General features: G+C 61.0%; 18 protein-coding genes. 1 reads left to right on the top strand and 17 read right to left on the bottom strand.

Annotated elements, in window-relative coordinates:
* The first annotated feature begins 287 nt into the window (after window positions 1–287).
* Window positions 288–2,192 (top strand): hypothetical protein, encoded by a 1,905-nt coding sequence (locus CH281_RS00810; protein WP_032364823.1) that lies wholly within the window; start codon window positions 288–290, stop codon window positions 2,190–2,192.
* Window positions 2,193–2,708: 516 nt separating this feature from the next.
* Here CH281_RS00810 and CH281_RS00805 read toward each other — a convergent pair.
* From CH281_RS00805 to CH281_RS00730, 17 genes are all read right to left on the bottom strand, one after another.
* Entirely contained in the window at window positions 2,709–3,782 is a 1,074-nt protein-coding gene (locus CH281_RS00805) for a GAF domain-containing protein (protein WP_032364822.1), read from the bottom strand.
* Window positions 3,779–4,819, bottom strand: coding sequence for a sporulation-delaying protein SdpB family protein (locus tag CH281_RS00800; RefSeq protein WP_141214631.1), 1,041 nt, complete (start codon window positions 4,817–4,819; stop codon window positions 3,779–3,781). The genes CH281_RS00805 and CH281_RS00800 overlap by 4 nt, the downstream gene beginning before the upstream one ends.
* On the bottom strand, window positions 4,816–5,475 hold the full coding sequence (locus tag CH281_RS00795) for an SdpA family antimicrobial peptide system protein (protein ID WP_052049294.1): 660 nt from the start codon (window positions 5,473–5,475) through the stop codon (window positions 4,816–4,818). Before CH281_RS00795 ends, CH281_RS00800 begins: the two co-directional genes overlap by 4 nt.
* Before the next feature lie 116 nt (window positions 5,476–5,591).
* A complete protein-coding gene (locus tag CH281_RS00790) occupies window positions 5,592–6,164 on the bottom strand; it encodes a hypothetical protein (RefSeq protein WP_032364821.1) in 573 nt (190 codons plus the stop codon).
* Window positions 6,165–6,629: 465 nt separating this feature from the next.
* Window positions 6,630–6,941 (bottom strand): hypothetical protein, encoded by a 312-nt coding sequence (locus tag CH281_RS00785; protein ID WP_141214632.1) that lies wholly within the window; start codon window positions 6,939–6,941, stop codon window positions 6,630–6,632.
* On the bottom strand, window positions 6,938–7,267 hold the full coding sequence (locus CH281_RS27105) for a transcriptional regulator (protein ID WP_032364819.1): 330 nt from the start codon (window positions 7,265–7,267) through the stop codon (window positions 6,938–6,940). Before CH281_RS27105 ends, CH281_RS00785 begins: the two co-directional genes overlap by 4 nt.
* Window positions 7,264–7,710: a hypothetical protein gene (locus CH281_RS27100; RefSeq protein ID WP_206539365.1), complete on the bottom strand. Its 447-nt coding sequence runs from the start codon at window positions 7,708–7,710 to the stop codon at window positions 7,264–7,266. The genes CH281_RS27105 and CH281_RS27100 overlap by 4 nt, the downstream gene beginning before the upstream one ends.
* Window positions 7,711–7,999: 289 nt before the next feature.
* Window positions 8,000–8,836: a hypothetical protein gene (locus CH281_RS00775; protein WP_052049293.1), complete on the bottom strand. Its 837-nt coding sequence runs from the start codon at window positions 8,834–8,836 to the stop codon at window positions 8,000–8,002.
* A gap of 390 nt (window positions 8,837–9,226) precedes the next feature.
* The gene (locus CH281_RS26700) at window positions 9,227–9,379 is read right to left on the bottom strand and encodes a hypothetical protein (RefSeq protein ID WP_155290193.1); all 153 of its coding nucleotides are present in this window, start codon (window positions 9,377–9,379) and stop codon (window positions 9,227–9,229) included.
* Complete coding sequence (locus tag CH281_RS00765; protein ID WP_032364816.1) at window positions 9,376–10,575, bottom strand: hypothetical protein; 1,200 nt, start codon at window positions 10,573–10,575, stop codon at window positions 9,376–9,378. The genes CH281_RS26700 and CH281_RS00765 overlap by 4 nt, the downstream gene beginning before the upstream one ends.
* 208 nt (window positions 10,576–10,783) lie before the next feature.
* On the bottom strand, window positions 10,784–11,218 hold the full coding sequence (gene mce / locus CH281_RS00760) for a methylmalonyl-CoA epimerase (protein ID WP_015586177.1): 435 nt from the start codon (window positions 11,216–11,218) through the stop codon (window positions 10,784–10,786).
* A 312-nt stretch (window positions 11,219–11,530) separates the two neighbouring features.
* A complete protein-coding gene (meaB, locus tag CH281_RS00755; protein WP_015586176.1) occupies window positions 11,531–12,286 on the bottom strand; it encodes a methylmalonyl Co-A mutase-associated GTPase MeaB in 756 nt (251 codons plus the stop codon).
* Window positions 12,283–12,738: a cobalamin B12-binding domain-containing protein gene (locus tag CH281_RS00750; RefSeq protein WP_015586175.1), complete on the bottom strand. Its 456-nt coding sequence runs from the start codon at window positions 12,736–12,738 to the stop codon at window positions 12,283–12,285. Before CH281_RS00750 ends, meaB begins: the two co-directional genes overlap by 4 nt.
* Window positions 12,735–14,057 carry a crotonyl-CoA carboxylase/reductase gene (gene ccrA, locus CH281_RS00745; protein ID WP_015586174.1) on the bottom strand — a complete coding sequence of 441 codons (1,323 nt, stop codon included), beginning with the start codon at window positions 14,055–14,057 and terminating at the stop codon, window positions 12,735–12,737. Before ccrA ends, CH281_RS00750 begins: the two co-directional genes overlap by 4 nt.
* Window positions 14,041–15,885: a condensation domain-containing protein gene (locus CH281_RS00740; protein ID WP_015586173.1), complete on the bottom strand. Its 1,845-nt coding sequence runs from the start codon at window positions 15,883–15,885 to the stop codon at window positions 14,041–14,043. Before CH281_RS00740 ends, ccrA begins: the two co-directional genes overlap by 17 nt.
* Window positions 15,882–17,465, bottom strand: a complete 1,584-nt coding sequence (locus tag CH281_RS00735) for an AMP-binding protein (RefSeq protein WP_015586172.1) — start codon at window positions 17,463–17,465, stop codon at window positions 15,882–15,884. The genes CH281_RS00740 and CH281_RS00735 overlap by 4 nt, the downstream gene beginning before the upstream one ends.
* Entirely contained in the window at window positions 17,462–17,722 is a 261-nt protein-coding gene (locus CH281_RS00730) for a phosphopantetheine-binding protein (protein WP_032382025.1), read from the bottom strand. Before CH281_RS00730 ends, CH281_RS00735 begins: the two co-directional genes overlap by 4 nt.
* Window positions 17,723–17,807 lie beyond the last annotated feature (85 nt).

Raw genomic sequence — 17,807 nt, 5'->3', positions numbered from 1 at the left:
GCTTGAGCAACCCATTCCTCCAAACGATGATAACGAACTCTGCGAAGAGTAGAAGGCAGATACTTTAAGTAGTCCTATTGTCGCATCAATTCTGCCGCGCCGCTGCCCGGCAGACCTTACGGAATTGACCGCTTCGATACCTGCGATAGCACTTCCCGGATCACCGGCCAAAACGATTCAAGACCTCGCCTCAATCACCCCGGAGGCGTCGTGCATGCTGGGACCACTCTACAGCTGGCTGACTGCATTCGGCGACCTAGCATTGCTCGACCTCGTAGGCTGCACGAATGGACAGAGCAAGCATTCCGTCGCCTGGCGATATGGACCATCTGAGCAGCGCAGAACGCAAAGCGAAGCGCAAAGATGACCGTGGACGGCGAGTCGGCACCAACGTGCGCGATTACGAGCGCATGTGCGGATCTGGACCCGATCGATTGGCCGAGACTCTGATTGCGCGCCACAACGTCAGGATGAAGAACACGGAGAAGCTGCCGGATGGATTCCGATTCGAAGCAATCCTTTTTCTGGCACCGATAGCAATACTGGATATCGCGCATCGCAAGCTGAACCTTACTTTGGATCGCGCACCGTCAGCCTATTATGGCAAATGGCCTCACGACCTCGGCTGGGGAGTGGACAGCTGCGTCGCGGCCACCCGACTGCTTCTCGCAGGACAAGTGGTGGCCGCTGCCACGATCGCCCGACAACAACTCGAACGATGGACTGCGGTCATGGCACCTGTCGTCGGAGTCGAGCAACATCCGTCTGAAAAAGTGGAGGACTTCATTGCGCGTGCGTGGACCGCATACGCCGAGCGCATGCCAAATCCTGGCGCACCGCCGGAATCATCCAACATCGAGGGCGACGCAGACCCGACTACTGCGCAAGATATCGAGGGCGACGACAGCTCCGCAAGCACAGAGGAGCCAACCGCGCCTCATAAGCACGTCGTCCTGGCGAACGGACGTGAAGTATGCCCAGCCGTCGTCTACGGCGTTCTCAGCGAAATAATGCATGCGCGACTCTTCGAGGAAGCCATGTGGTGGGAGTCGGCCGCGCTCCTGAGCAGATTCGATGTACCAAGTGTCGTATACGGCGCGGTGGACTGCATAGCGGATGCGTTGAGCTTGAGCCTTACCCAGATTCAATACATGACGGCTGCTGGCCTGTATCGGCAGGGCGATCCCGAGGACGCCGTGACGTTGATAGCAAGTATCAACCTTGCCGTACGGCCTTCGGCTGACGTCGCGGGTGAAGAACCACCAGACGATGCCCTCCCGTATTCGTCATCGTTCGTACTGCCGAGATTGCCTACCGTCATGCCATTGTCGCCCGATGAAGGCCTCTTGCCGGTGTTTGTTCGCTACCTAGACGATCAACGATCCACGTACGAGTCGCTGGCCTGGAATCATCGGCCCGCAGGTCGCTTGTATCGGGACGACGAGCTTGCGACGTTAGCCTTCGGCGCTCATCGCCAGGCGAGTGCATCGTTTGCGCTACGAGCCCTCGCCGCCGAGCGAGACGAACTAGGCGACGATTTCAACATTGACTCGGTGGCCTCGCGCGGGACGAACTACATCGTGGTTGCCGAGTTGGCGGCTCTTGCTGCTCTGTGGACACGCAACGGTCCTCTGATACCAGCAGCATCGACTCCCCTGGCTCTGGTGTCGTCGACGTTGCGGTCCGCATACTGGTTGTGGTTGGAAGACGACGACCGGGCGATGGCTTCGCTTCGATGCACGCTAGAGCAAATCGCTCGATCCAGGGTCCACCGGACGAAACCGGCGAAAGCGGAGCGCCTTGAAGAATCCGTGCACAACAAGCCTCAGCGGTGGATAGAGGCCGCCGGGTGGGGTCGACTGTCGGCTTGGAATCGAGTGTTGGGCGCGTACGCGCACGCCCACAAAAAGCCTAATTGGGAAGGCGCTAGAGAGCTCCTGAAGGACTTGCAGCTCGACGCGGACGAGCCGTACGCCTTGCAGCGAGCGCGTGGTGACGCACTGAATGTGGTGACGACTCTGGTGGCGCACGAGTCAATCAGCATTCTGGCTCTCTTCTCACAGAAGGTGGCGGCTACCGCAGCTGAACTGCTGGAAAACCACTCAGGCTTGGACATGACACGGGAATGGATGGATGCGTTGATGAGTAACGCACTTGCCCATCGGAAAACACCGATTACAGAACAAGACTGATCGGCCAGCCCGAACACCCCGCTCCGGTAGCTACTCGACGGGCTGGGCGGCGTCGGCGGGGCACCATTGGTGATCGAGCTGAAGGTACCCCTTGCCGTTGCCGATCGGAATTTTGAAACTTAGGCAGCAAATCCACTGTCCCCGTCCAGTTTTCGCCCATGCGTGAAGAAGCCCAGGGGCCTTGACGTCCATCGCGAGACCTTCCGATCTCTCGCCTGTCCGTCGCTGTTGCTGAAGCGGGTCGAATAGAGCTAAGTGGCTCGAAGGTCACGGGCCAGTTCTCTCACAGTTCGCTGGTCAAATGCACGACCGCTCGCCTGTGCGGCCGGTGGGCGACAGACATGTCCGCGCCGGCGGGCCTGCAGCGCAGTAATCTGCTCGCCGAAACGTGGGTGCGCTGTGTGATGCCGCGTCCGTGAACGGTGGTTTCGATGGTAATCGACCAGATACGGCCCCTCCCTGCTCGATACCGCCGTGGCCGACGGCCTGAGAGAACCTCATCGACGTCGTTCAAGGTCACGGCGAACAGTATGCCGCGGTCGGAAAGGTGTTGTCGTATAACACGACATCTGCGGAGCTACCGGCTCCGACCTCACCCACTCTGCGTACGGTGACCAATGCTGCGCGCGCTTTCGCACCCAGAGGCAATGGGGCAGCTCTGATTTCGTACTTCTCGTAGTGGCCGGTTTCGTGGAGCAACCGAATTGTCTCTGGCGTTCGAGCAGTGGCCGCAGGTTGTTGTACGGCTGTCGCCAGAAGTCGTGCGCACGGCAGGTCTTCGGGGTGTATGACGGGCCGCGCTTTAGTGGCGATGCTTCTCCACGCCAGTCCGGGCGGCGGTGCGGTGTGCCAAACCAGCAACATCAGCGTGGCGGGATCGACGATCGCAAGGTGTTCTTGGGGACGTAAGAGCGAGTGAACGATGAGGTCCGACAAGTGAGTAGCGGCGCTCTGGGGTGGCAGCGGGGAGGGTCCGAGGTCGTGCGAGAGGCCGTGGAACACACGGTCTCCTGTCGCGCGGTCGAGGCGAATGCGACCGGTCACGTTCACTCGGCGCTGCGCATGGTCTGCAGTGGCCTTCACTGTGGTCAGTTGCACTGCTGTGTCGGCGTGTGCGGCCACGAGGTGTCCCAGAGCTGGGGCGGCGTCGACGCCGAGATCATGTGGCTCGATGGCGTCGGCAACAGTACGCTGTCGGCCGTGGTGGGGCGCTGCCATCGTGATTGCGGTTCCTCGCGTGAGATTCCATTCGAAGGCGTGAGCGGACGGCGGAGCTGCAGATGCCTCCTCGACAGGTGAAATGAGCAGCCACACAGCTCGTGTACGACCGCGGTGATCGAGGATCGGCTCGGCGGTCACCCTCTTGCGGCCGGCCGTGACGTCGTGACGTCGTCCCGTATCGGATGCCGAGCGGACCGCATCGAGTGCCGCGGTGCGGTGGGAACCGCGGAGAAACTTCTGTAGTGGAGTTGCCCGGCGTGAGGTGTCGCCCACTCCCACCACGGTGTGTTCGTGCGGTCCGAGGGTGTCGATCAACAGCCACTGATGGCGCGTGTCGCGGCTGGCGTGGTGAGTGGATTGGGTCGTCATCGCTCGTCCGACCCGATGGCTTCGGGAGGGCCCGCTGTAGCGGTGATGGGGTCTGTGACATCGGGGCGGCGGCTTCGGTCGCGATCGAGCTCGCTCACGTCGAGGGTTGATCGTGTGCCGTCCGTCGAGAATGTGGTGCGCCGGCGGGTGGGCATCGCGGCGATGATCGCGGATCCGATCATGATCGTGGAGAAGCTCCACAGTCCCATGGTCGCGATGATCCCGACGTGTAGCACGATGTCGAGTGTCAGGCCCACTTTGCGCCATCGTCTCGTGCCTAGAAACAGGATTCCGATCAGCAGTTCGATGACCAGTGCTCCCCAGGTCATCGAGATCACCAATGCCGGTATGTTCGAGGTCCAGATCAGCATCGGTTCGAGTGGGTAGCTTGCTCCGAATGCGTTGTCGCGCAGGAAATAGTACTCGGCGGTCCCGTTGACCCAGTCCGAGACACCGAACTTGCTGATCGCACTGTCGAAGTAGATGAAGGCCAGCTGCAGTCGCAGCGCGAGCAGGCATGCGTACGAGAGGGGTTGAATCCACCGGTTGGGTTCGGTGGTGGGGTGTTGCCAATGCCAGCCTCTGTCGTCGAGGAGGGCAAGGGGGACGATCAGGATGCAGACGATGCGCACGACCGATTCGCCACCGTCGGGCAGTGCGATGCTGCCGGCGATCGAGTAGGCGACCCAGGCATGTGGGAGTGCGGTCACTCGGGGACGCCACCCTGTGGCCACCAGCAGCAGGATTGCGGCCATGCCCCAGTGTCGCCACTCCAGTGGGATGGCGTCGTGTCCGAGGCAGTACAGAGATGCGCTCTGCACTCCGGCGCAATGCGGAGCATCGTTCTGTCCGATCACCGGCACCATCAACGCAGCTGGGGTGGTGAAGAGCAGGATCGACAGCTGAGCTAGCGCCAGGACGGTGCGGCCGGTCCCGAACCACCTGTTGCGAGGATCGTGCTCGGAGACTTTTCGGTAGACGTACTCCACTGTGTCGTTGATGGTGCCTGCGGTCTCGAGCCGAGCGGTGGTCATCATGAGCACTGCACATTCAGGTGCGCGGTTGCGGTGACTTTCCGATATTCGTCCGTGAGACGTCGGAAGCTCCAGGGTGTGGTGTGCTCTTCGGTCAGGACGACGTCTCCACAGACGGTCGGTATCGGTGAGTTGCTCGTCACCTCGTCCGGAACAGACTCGGCAGCGGTGACAATGCATGTGGCCGTTGGGTCGTCGCAGGGCAACCAGGTTCGGACGGCGGCGTTGAGGAACCCGAGTTCGGGGCCTTGCGCCCGTTGGGTGCGCGATAGCCCGTAGAGGTTGGTCACCGCTCCCTGTGGGGTCTTCATCAGGCTGTAGACAGCATCGGCACTGTCGACGGTGTAGGCACCGACCTGGGTTCCTTCCGGATCGCGGGTGAAGAATGCCCAGTCCTGTGGATCCAATGCGTTGAACGCCGTCCGGACGGGGTGATCGCCGTCGCGTGTGAACAAGACGTTGCTGGGCAGTGTGAAGACTATGGCGAAGGCGAAACCGCCGACTACTACTGCCGCGGCGACCACGAAGAGCAGAACAATCAGCACCTTCGGTGGCCGACGTTGCGCCCCAATAGAAGTCGAGTACTCGCCGCGACCGGCCTCGATTGTGCTCGCTGTTGCCTCGTCGATCTGGTGCAGCTCGGGTCGAACGTCTGTCATGGCGGGCTCTCATGCTCGGACGTGGCTGATCGGATGGGTCGACCACCCCTGGGTGCGGTGCACGGATCGAAGCGGGATCGAGGCAACGCACCCAGGGGCGAAAGCGTTGACGGGTCTCAGAGCGCTGAGGTCACCAACGCAGCAGTCTCGGTTCGCTCGAAGTCGCCCTTTCGATTCAGGTCGAAGCCGTAGGAGATCGCATCGGGGACGACGTAGAGCACGACCCCTACTTCGGTCGCAGCTGCGACGTTGGCGTACCCGACTGCGTTGAGGACGCCGGCCACATTGATCTCTACAGCGATGTTGGAGTCGTGGTAGAAAAATCCGTCGGTATGGACATCTCCGCCGGACTCACTCGCGCCACTTTGCGCGGCCAACGTCTTCAGATCAGCCGAGATGGTGTCGATACCCTTCTGAGCCTGGTAGGGATCGTTCGCCTGAACGGCGTGGGTCACCGAGGAGTGGAAGTTCGGATCGACAGAGACCAGGGCATCGGTGAGTTGGCCGATCTGTTCGTCAGTGGCGGTAGGTGCTCCTTCGACCTTGAATTTGGCGGCGACGTCCGGATGGTCCTGCGCCGCACGGCCGCTGGCGAGCGCGAGTAGCCCCACCACGTCCTGGTCGGTGTATTTATCCTGCTTCGGACCGGTCGCCGATGCGGCCTGCACCGGCGCGTCGTGAACGGTCAAGGCCTGAGCAGTCCCTACTGCCCCGAGACTCAGGACCACCAGCGGGGCGGCAATAGCGGCGGCGACTTTAACTTTACGTGGGAACACAATTCATCCTCGAAGGGTGTGTTTCGACGAGACCCCTATACCGGCGGGCGACGCCGAGGCGGCTTCGATCGACGGGTTCGCCGACTCGAGCGCTCGATTTGCCACGCCGATGACCGCGTGGACCACCCCAGACCGTGCCGACTACGCAGCTCCACGCAACTGCTATCGCGCACCGATTTCCCCACCATGCCTACGCAGCAACGGCACATGCGGGTCGCCTGGCCGGTTCGCCGATGGACAGTCCGTCGGCGAACAAAACAAACCGAACAAGCTGATACTAACGACGAGACAGGCGGGTGTAAACCTTTACGAAGGACTAATTAACGAGACAAACGATCCGAATGGGACGACTGACGTGAAACCTCGCTATTGGGATTTCTACGGCTCGATGATGTTGAACTGTGCAGAGTTTCGCACTCCCAGGCGTGCAGTGATGCGACTACCGATTCGATGGTCGAGTAGCTTTTCGCTCAATGCGAGGCGCTGCGCGGGCCGACCTCGGTAGTGAAAGTAGACGCCGATTCGGTTGGCGGTAGACGGGATCTCGACGTCGTTGGTGCCCCAGTTCAATTCGTGGCCGCGCCCATCGACTTCGAGGCCAGGTTTGGTGAACAACGCGTGAAACCACGTATTCACCCACGCTGGCTTCACAGAGACAGTTGCAGTAATGGTGTCGACGGGAGAAGTCATGTGGGTTGCTCACCTTCCGGTACGAACTTGATGATGTCCTGCAGGGCTTGCATGTGTTCACCGAGCGCGGTACGTCCGCGGTCGGTGGCCCGTATCCATGTGCGCGAGTACCGAGCGGTTCGACCCTTCTCTACCGCAACGTACCCGGCCGCTTCGAGAGCTGACACATGTTGAGAAAGTAGAGAATCACTGATCTGAAGTGCCGATGCGAGGATCTTGAACTCCACCGCAGCCACACCTTCCCTCGACGCAGCCGCCAGAATCGACAGTCGAATCGGCTGGGTCAGTGCTCGATCGAGTTGGTGCCGTGGATGATCGACCGTCACGACGTTCGCACTCCGCGCACCGACACCAACACCGGGACGACGGCGACGATACCTGCGCCGGCCAGTACCAACGCACCGGATGCGACCGCCAGTATCAAGCCATGGGGCGCTATACAAAGAGCGATCGTGGCGACGCCGATCAACACCGTTCCGACGGTGGTCGACCCGGAGGAGTCCCGTCCCGGTGGCAATGGGACACCAATCGACTTGCCTATCAACAGAATCGCGCATATCGCCAGAATCGCTACAGCGGCGGGCAACCAGACCCAGCCAGGCTCGACGAACCCCATTACTGCATAACCAGCCGCCGCGACCACCACTGCCACCGACGAGAGCGTAAGTGAACGCCCACGGGATGAGGCACTGCGGTGATGGCTGCCGATTCGGCGTGAAGCCTGCTCGGACTCGAACAGCGCTCGCGCTGAGTCGAATTGCTCGGACATTTTTGCCTCCCTAGCTGATCTCCCACGAGCCTAACCGCTACTTTAAGATTCGTAAAGTAGTAATCCTCAGGGGACAGCGGCGACCAGAAATCAATCAACTGATTGCAACAACACTTCACTGGCTAGAGAACTTCGGACCGGACTTTGAGCGGCACCCCGTCACGGAAGGATCCTCCAGACGAGCCAGCCACGGTGAGCGCGACGCTGACCAAGACTCTCTGAGGGGGATCGACAACGAGGCGTGTGGGCGGATCGAAAGTGACGGGCCAGTTCTCGTACATCTCGGGGCTCACTGCGCGACCGCCAGACCGTGTGGCCGGTGCAGGACGGCCGCGTCGACGCTGGTCGGGGTCCACCGCAGGCCCTGTTCGCCGAACGTGGGCGCGGTGAGGGTGTAGCGGCCGGTGCGCTCGGCGATACCGCGCCCGTGCACGGTGGTCTCGAGGGTGATCGACCGGATACGGCCCCTGCCCTGCTCGATTCCGCCGTACGCGACAGGCCGCGAGGAGATTGCCAGGTCGAGACCGGGCATGCGTCCGTTCGTGATCGCGAGAATTCCTGCGTGCGTACGGTTTCGGGCCAACAGGGCACGCGCCCGGGTTGGCGGAACATCGCGTCCGTGCACGGTCGTCACGACCAGATCGAGGCCCTCGATACAGATGCTCGCAGCGTCGAGGGGGTCTGCTTGGCCTGGGTCGATCAGGTGGATTTTCGACAGGTCGCCGCCCTGCTCGTGGACGGCGAGGAGTCCGAACTTCGACTGCCCGATCAATGCGACGTGGTGGCCGGCCGCGCTGGCTGTAGCGACGAGACCGACGAGGATCGATCCGGCACCGGTAATCGAGATGGCCGTTCCGCGGGCCAGCGCACCGCGTGGGAGGAGTTCCGACAGTGGCGTGGGCACGGGGATGGTGCGCAGGGTCTGTGAACGCACAGGGCCGCTGAGGGTCTGTTCGTCGGCGGGCGGGGCCGTTGGCTGAGATGGGGCGAACAGGGATGCGTCGACGGGCTCGATGGGTGCGTGGACACGTCGTCCGGGGATCGCGGCCATGCTGCGTCGGAGCGCGGCGAGCTGTTCGGCCTTGCCCAAGCCGGTGAGGTCCCCGATTGCGTCGACGGTGGCCATGTGGATCGACCTTTCGCGCGCCGGTAGGAACCACCACACCGTATCGAACGCATGTTCGATTGTCGAACGTGCAGGTGGGCGCGTTCAGCGGTGGAGGGTGTGAGTGTCGAGGTCGTCTGCCGTGAAGGTCCAGGCGAGATGCCGGTATAGGTGAAGCGTTCGTTTCACCTGGTCGAGGGCGCTTACGACGGCCGGGTCGCTGGGGTCGCGCCCCTCGTCACGGATGGCTGCGCACTCGTCGTCGTCCATGCTGTGTTGGACGCACAGCGCTGCTTTGTGGTTCCCAGGCAACAGTCATTCATGTGAATGACTGGACGAGCTGCGTCGTTCTTTCCGGCATGACGGTGCATCGGTCTTCTCGAGCCTGCGCCGCGGGGTTCCGATCTACGTCTAGTTCGACGCGTCGGCCTCGGGGGCGGTTGCTGCGTCGTAGATCAGGTCGTCCGAGCCGTGGTAGCGGTAAGCACGCTGTCCACTGGGCAGAGTCACCCAGCCCGCCTGGCCGTGATCGGCGTCCGGATCGAAACTACGGTCGTTGGTCATTCAACACTCTCATTCTCCGCAGGCGGGCGCACCACAGTCACCTTGCTCTTGACGACAATCGGGGCATCCGCGGGCCCCTGCAAATGCTCATCGATCCACATGGGTAGATGACGCTTCTGCGATGGATACCAATGCCGACGCCAATGCCCCCGAACGACGTGGCGGTGCGAGAGCTTGCCAGATCCTTCCGACGATGAAGCACTGGATGCAGGCCGCGGCTGCCGGTACGACAAATACGTCACCTCACGCATCCGCTTGACTACGCCGTCGTTGTCTCGCATGCGCGCCGACTGCTGGCGGGTGGACTCCACGAACTTGTTGCCTCGCAGCATGTTCACCATCGAGAAGAACGTTCGCGCAACGTAATCCAGGTCATTCATGGCGGTCACGGAATGCGCAGGTTCGTCGGGACCGACGTCCGTGAAACCCGCGCCTCCTGATCGGTTCGGTGCACTGGGCGCAGCATCGGATTCGGCTGGGCTGAGCTGGACCTCGGCGAAAGGAAACACCGGTAGGTAGTCGTTGACGACGCGGTACAACCGGTTTCCGTCAGTAGGAATTGCCCCGTCGGCCCGCGCCAACCACCACCGCAAAGCAGGAACGGTAAGCATGGCCATCAGGAGAACATCGGTTCCACTTCCACTGTCGCGACCTGTCTCGTTCCACACCAGGACCCGCCCGTGGTCGGGCACTCCATCCGCTGGAGCGAGATAGAGAACTCCTCTGCTCGAGGGAAGATCTGCCACGGTCACAGCAACATCATGGTCTCGATCGGCACTCTGGCCGGCCTCGATCAACGCAGTCATCTCCGGCGTCGCATAGTAGGCATACCGGTCCGCCGTCGACGCGCGCAGAAGGAAGTGGCTGTAGTAGAGCATCTGGAACCAACGGAAGGGCTGCAGGCCGACATCGTGCGATTCCGGTTCGTCATCGAGCCAGAAGGGCAAGTGCTTGTGGGGCTCCCGCGCGACAACTTCGACCGGCAGCTTCGTCATCCGGGACAACCTGTGGAGCATCTCGCCCACGTCGGTCGGGTCGGACCGAAACCGGATGACGTCGTAGCCGCCCTTAAGGAATTTTCCCAGGTAGGTCTCCACCGGCCAGGCTGCGGCCTCGATGGCCTCGAGCACAAGGGGCCACCGCGCCGCGGTGACCTTTGCTTCCAGGACCTCGGCGGCCTGCCGGCGGATACGCATGTCGACCGAAAATTGTTGCCCTGGAACGAACTCACCGTCGAATCCATCACGGCGAACCCGAGTGCCCTTCGCATTCCGAGGCTTCTGCCCTCTTCTATCCGAACGCCGCGCCAATTTTCCCATCCCGCCCCCTCGTCTACCACTCCATGGCACAAATCCGCATCAACACTCTGACGATATGGACCATCGCAACATTAACTGGCAGTTGTCATTCGGAGTCTGGTGTTGCGGCGGTGACGAGTTCAGTCAAGACCCCGTGGCAATCCTTTGGGTGCAGGAAGTTGATTCGGGACCCCATTGAACCTTGTCTCGGCTCGTCGTAGAGTGCCCGGACGCCCTTACTCCGTATGGCTTCTGTTTCGCCACTCACGTCGTTCGTGCCGAATGCGATGTGGTGGACGCCTTCTCCGTTCTTGGCCAGCCACTTGCCTACTACTGAGTCGTCCCGGGTCGAGCCCAGCAGCTGGAGGTACGAGGCGTAACCGTCCGGGGTCTCGTTGATCTTCAACATCGCTTCACGGATACCCTCCTCCTCGTTCGATTCCAGGTGAGTAACCTCGAATCCATAGGTGGCACTGTAGAATTCGACGGTTTTGTCGAGGTCGAAACAAACAATCCCGATATGGTCAATTCGAGTCAGCATGCCTACAGTCCACCGCATAACTGCTCGCTATGCAACATGCTGACATGACCGAATCCGCTTGTCTGACTGATATTTACAAGATCAGTCAATCTGAACTCTGCCAACAGTCCCTACTTTGCTTGGTTGCCTAGGTCGTCAAATTCAGCCCAACCCTTGACTCGGGCCCAGTTCAAGCCGCTGCGCAGGTGATTTCGTGCCATGCAGGTGTCCCCGTCGATGTCGCAGACTTCGATCACCTAACGGTGGCCCAAAGCTTCGCTGCTTTGCAAAGCGCGGCAGAGGTAATGACTGGAGGAACGATCTGCTCCAGCTCTACGTCATAGGAGATTTTCGCTTGGCCTCAAGGGCTCTAACTACCTCGGCGGCCCCTTCTTGACGGCTGGCGGTAGTCGTCACAATGGGGACGTCGCGTTGACCAAGCTCGATCACGGCCTGGAGTTCGCGAAGTACTGCGTGGACTCCGTTCTGATCTGCCTTGTTTACGACGTAGAGGTCGGCGATTTCCAGAACACCAGCCTTGGCCATTTGGATGCCGTCACCTGCTCCAGGCGCTAGAACAACGATGGTGTCGTCCGCGATTGATGCGATTTCCACCTCTGACTGCCCGGTTCCGACCGTCTCGATCAAGATCCTGTCAAATTCGATCTCAGACAGGATCGCGATCATTGTCCTGGCCGTGGCCGAAAGTCCTCCGAGATGGCCACGACTGGACACTGACCGAATGAAAACTCCGGGATCATCTGAGTGCTCCTGCATACGGATGCGGTCACCGAGGAGCGCACCGCCGGTTATCGGCGATGACGGATCAAAGCAGAGCACTGCCACGCGCTGACCCCGCTTGCGGTACTCGGCGATAAGACATGAAATCAACGTCGACTTTCCGACACCAGGAGGACCTGTCAAGCCAATCACCGTACAGGCGGTTCGGGGGTGGTCCGGTGCAGCCGGAGAGATGACGTCAACCTCAGTGATGGCGTAGTTCTCCGCGCGAGTCATTAGTTGCGCCAGCGCCCTGATATTGCCTTGCCGTGCAGACTCCAAGGTCTGACAGTTCTGGTGCCTCGTCACTCCGTCTCCTTGAGCGGATGTAGGTTCGTTTGTGCCCAACGGGTGATCTCCTGAAGGGAATCCCGAGAGGTAAAGACCCGGAGCACTCCCATTTCAGCGAGCTTGCGTGCGTCTCCAGGTGGAATGACGCCGCCACAGAAGATGGGTATCTCCATCGCGTTATTCTCGGCCAACAGCTCGATTACGCGGGGTACCAGTTCCATGTGAGCGCCCGATAGCAGTGACAGACCGACAGCGTCGGCACCCTCTTCCAAAGTGGTGCGGACGATTTGCTCGGGTGTCTGACGCAATCCGGTGTAGATAACTTCCATGCCGGCATCACGAAGTGCGCGCGCCACCACTTTGGCACCGCGATCGTGGCCATCCAGCCCAGGTTTGGCAACCACCACTCGGACACGATGCACGCGGCCTTCGGCCTTTCCTGCGTCGAAGCTCGGGTTCGGAGCTGTCATGCCGTCACCAGCGGTGTGATCCGCGCCTCGCCGATCCGGGAACGCAGGTCGACGTCGGTGACACCGAGCCCACTCGAGGGTGCTAGGCAAAGTATGCCAACTTTGCCGAGGTGCTCGTTTAGTTGAATCCTGCGTGCGGCTTCTGGTGTCTCTTGAAACGGGTGCACTTCAGACAACATAGGTTGCACTTGGCCGCGCTGGATGAGGCGGTTCGTCTGCCACTGCTCGTACAAATTCGCCCCGTGGCTGCCTACTATTCTTTTCAGGCGCATCCACAAGTAGCGGTTGTCGAACGTGTGTTGGTAACCCGTGCTCGATCCACAGGTGACGATTGTGCCGCCGCGGCGGGCCACGAATACCGAGAGGCCGAAGGTCTCGCGGCCAACGTGCTCGAAGACGATGTTCGGATCCTCTCCGATCTCTCGCCTGATGATCTTGCCCAGCAGTTTTCCTGCCGCGACGGTGGCGTCCGGGTCAGCGGAAATCTCACCGATCTCGCGCCGATCGATGACCAGCTCACAGCCAAGCTTGCGGGCGACCTCGGCTTTTGCGTCCGAGCTGACTATGCCGATTGGTATGCCGCCGCCGTTGCGGACGAATTGCACGGCGTAGCCACCGAGGCCACCCGCCGCGCCCCAAATGAGGACTACATCGCCTTGACGCATGTTGGCACCGCGCTCGCTGACGAGCATCCGGTAGGCCGTTCCCGCGCACAATGGGTTGCTGGCAGCCTCTTCCCAGGTGAGGTGCGCTGCCTTGGGTAGTAATTGACTCGCGCGGACGACCGCATAGTCAGCGAGGCCTCCGAAGTTTGTCTCAAACCCCCATGCTCGCTGCTCGTGGCCGAGCATGCCGTCGTGATGGGTGAGCGGTTCCTGGTCATCGACATGAGCCGTCCCTACGGCGACATGGTCCCCGACCTTCCACTTGCGCACACCGGCCCCGACGCGCACGATCACCCCGGCTGCGTCCGACCCCAGTACGTGGTACGGCTGGTCGTGACGAGAGGCCCAGCCGCCCTGTTTTGCGTAGTGCCGCAGGAAGTTGAAAGTGGGGATCGGCTCGAAGGTAGCGGACCAGATTGTGTTGTAGTTCATCGCCGCTGCCATAACAGCGACCAACACCTCATCAGGAGCAAGTTCCGGCATGGGCACACTGCCGAGGTGAATCGACTTTCGAACGTCTTTGTCCTCGACGCCGGCGAAAATCTGGATGTCTTCTACATCTAGGTAGGCGGCGTTGTATTCAGGTGGGACGGGAAGGCTCTCAAGTACGTCCGGAGAGGCACCCGCGATTACAGCTTCAGAGAGTTCGTTCATTGTCATCCTTGTTCGTCGGTAGGGTGTCGGTACAGGTGATTTTGATACGTCCAGGCAGATCACTGGCGTGCAGAAAAGTCCGCAGATGTGCTCGGATTTCTCGTGCGCTCGGGACATTGCGAGTTGGTCCAGACACACTGAGCACCGCGGTGTCGGTACGGCCCCTCACCAGCTGCACTTCCGCCTCTCGTACCCAAGTGTGGGTTCGGGCGACGCGGGCGACTGCGGAGGCATCAATGAGGCTTCGGGTGCGGATCCACCGACCCTCCCGAGGTCCTAGGTGTCGCATCTCGCCGTCTGCCGCGACGTACCCACAGTCGTCGGTGCAAACCTCGCGGCCGTCGGCGAGATGAACCCAGATCGTGCCCGCTATACAACAGGGCAGTAACTGTTCCGACCGGCCACGCACGGTGAATCTCACACCGTCCGATGGCATCAAGCGCGGAGGGTGGGGAGCGTCGTCGTTACATAGTGTCCCCGCGCGGACGCCAGCACAGATGTACGGGGTCCCCGCGCCGGCTGCTCGGGGCCGGACTTTGCTCGTAGAGCTGACCAAGGATGTTTCTCGGTCTGAAGCGAGATCTGTGACAGCAGTGCGAAAATCGGCAAGAAATATTTCTGCTTCCGCTGCACCCATCAGATCCTGGCGATAGTCGAGCCGCACCCGGCACTGCGGCCAGTGCGCACGGATCTGCAGCGTTCTGGCCAAAGCAGCGTTTGTGTTTGGCGTGAAAAACTCCCACTCCGAACGTAGGCCGGGGATTTCCAGGTCAAGTTGGGCTGGCGGACGGGGAAATGACAGGCCGAGCTCAGTACTGAGCCGAGCGAGGGGTCTGCCGGGCACACCGGACACCAGGTCCACGAACGGGACGCGGCGATAGCGAGCCAAGTGTGTGAGCGCCCGGCGGGCCGAGGCAACGGATTTTTCCGTCGCCATCTGGCGGGAGGTTTCGATGGATACGGGGACCACGTTGGTTTGCAAGCCGGCGACATGTCCGGTGTGTTCGTCACTGACGTCCGAAGCCACAGACAACACCGGATCAATGTTGTCGTAAGCCGTCATTTGTCGAGTGAGCGCTGCGAAAAGCATCGTGAATGTGCTCACCTGCAGGTTTTGAGCGATCGCGCGAAGGGCGGCAACCGCTGAGGGCTCCAGTTCGATTGTCGGCGAGGCAGCAATGGACCGCTGCCCCAGACGGCCGCCCTCGGGAAGTGTCAAGGGCATCCGTTTGTCGATAGCAGTACGCCAAAATTCGATGGCCTCCGCGGTGACTGCCTCCGTGGCAACGGGCGTACTGGGCGCGGCCAGCGGCGTCGGATTCACTTGATGGCCGATTCTCAGTTTCCCCAGATAGTTCGAGAAATCGCGGGCGACAATAAACTTGCTGCGCCCGTCAAAGCCGGCGTGATGAGCCTCGAAGACCATCGAGCAGCGGTTGGGAGCATGGGTTAGAAGTTGGAAACGAATTGGTGCCTCGGTGGCTAGGTCCCAGCGCTTGTCCTGTTCGCGCTGCTTGCACCATTCTCGGACCGCCGCCGACTCGGAGCCGTCTTCGCATGGGATAGTGGCGCGCTCGAAAGAACATGCCTCAAGTGCCGGCAGGACGCACTGGCGCAACTGTCCCCGCACAAGCCGCAGCACCGACCGCAGCGGCTCGTGTCGTTCAAGCACGGCGCGCGCAGCGGCCTCGAGGTGATGCTCGTCAAGTACACCGCGAAAGGTCGCCACGAAATATCCGCCGCCACTAATCGAGGGATCAATCGTGGCTTCGGCCCAGAGTGCGTATTGGCCCGCATCGGCGGGCCTATCGTGCAGGATTGTGGTCATTCGTCACCGCCCTGACTGTGTCGGCGACGCCGCCGGCAGTCATCTGCGATGAGCTCAGCGACTCTCTCACGATTAACCTTCCCGCTGGGGGTCCTGGGCAGTTCGGGCAGTTCCGTCACCGAAACAGGGACCGAAACCTCGGGCAGTACCTTGCGTAGTCGCTTAAGAGCGTTGGCCTCGACTGGGCCGGTGCAGCCCTCACGAAGGACTACTGCGGCGCGCAGGCTGGCATGGCCGGACTTAGTCACCACCATGACCGTCGCCGCTGCAGCGAAGTCGGGAGCTGTTAGCAACTGCGCATCGATTTCTAGGAGATCAACGCGGATTCCCCGCACTTTGATCTGGCTGTCCATTCGGGATAGGAAGCGCAAGCCGCTGTCTGTCAGCTCCACCAGGTCACCGGTACGGAAGGCTCGGGTGTTACCGGCTGGTGAGGGAAGGATGCTGACGTAGCGCTCCACTGTCAGCTCGGGACGCCCCAGATATCCATCCGACAATGGATTTCCGGATACGAGAAGCTCTCCGATGTTCGGAGTTTCTGGAACTTCCGGCGCGATGAGTAGTTCGCATCCCGGCAGGGGTTCGCCGATTGGTGGCAGATTGGGCCAGGCATACGGATCGGGCCCCAGGATGTGCGAGGTCACCATGGCGGATTCGCTTTGTCCGTAGTGGTTGACCAGCCGGCAGCCGGGCATACATGCGAACATTGCGCGAATATCTTCCGAGCACACTACTTGCTCACCGGCGGTATTTACCTCGACCAAGCACAGTTGCGCCAGCATGTCCCGCTGGGCCGTCACTGCCAGCATCTGCAACGCAACGAATGGGACGAACAGCCGCTCGATTCGTTGATCGGAGAGCCATCGAAGCAATTGGGCTGGTTCACGGCGTAGCTTCTCCGGCATGATCGCAAGCGTGCCGCCGCCGCACAGCGTGCCCAATATCTCCTGGAACGAGACGTCGAAATTTAGCGGGGCGAACTGTGCGGTGCGTAGTTCGGGGTGGGGTGAGTGGGATGTTTGCCAATCGACCATTGTGTCGATGCAGAGATGGTTCAGCGCTACGCCCTTCGGCCAGCCGGTCGATCCGGATGTGTAGATGATGTAGACCGGAAGTGCGGCATCGCACGCGACGGCGCGCAGGTCGATCGGTTGGGTTACTCCGGGGGGCAGCCCGATGTCGACCAGCGGGGCGTGGTGGTTCACACGTGATCGCGTGGTGGCGATTAGGGCGCGAGGTGCGCAGTCATCCACCATGAACTGAATCCGTTCCACGGGGTACTCGGGGTCCAACGGGACGTACGTCGCTCCATGCAGCAGCACCCCGAGTAATGCAGCGACTGCACCCGCGCCTCGCGGAAGCGATACCGCAACCCGGTCTCCTACGTTCACGCCGGCCAGCGTCAAGTTGGACGACACCGTTTGCGCCCAAGCTGCCAGTTCTCCGTAGGTGTACGAACGATCGGCGTCGACTACAGCCGTACGCCCCGGATCGTGGGTGACACGGCGAACAAATCCAGTTAAGTGACAATCGGGTGTCGCCGGACCTCCCCACAGTGACTTGAATTTTGGGGCGGTCATGCATCTTCTCCCCGCGGCGCTACCCCTGCTAGTTCTTCATCAACGGCCTCCACGAATTCTTCGATGGTGGGGTTGTTAAAAATTAGATGCAATTCCGCTTGCAGCCCATACTCCCGCTGGATAAGGGCAAGGATTTTCGCGGCCGTGAGCGAATCACCGCCCAAATCGAAGAAATTGTCATCGAGCGTGAGATTTTCTTCGCCGAGAGCCCGTTCCCAGAAACTCGTAATAGTGGTAGCCATCCGTTGTTTGCTCATATTTCTCTGCTCCCCATCCGAGTGGTCAGTTGGCTGCACCCTTGAGTGTGTTTGGGTACGGGATTGACCCGGACTGCTGCTGCTC

The organism is Rhodococcus sp. 06-221-2 (assembly GCF_002258365.1).
GTDB classification, from domain to species: Bacteria; Actinomycetota; Actinomycetes; order Mycobacteriales; family Mycobacteriaceae; genus Rhodococcoides; species Rhodococcoides fascians.
The sequence above is the reverse complement of the archived record's forward strand: the minus strand, read 5'-3'. Positions and strand labels throughout refer to the sequence as shown.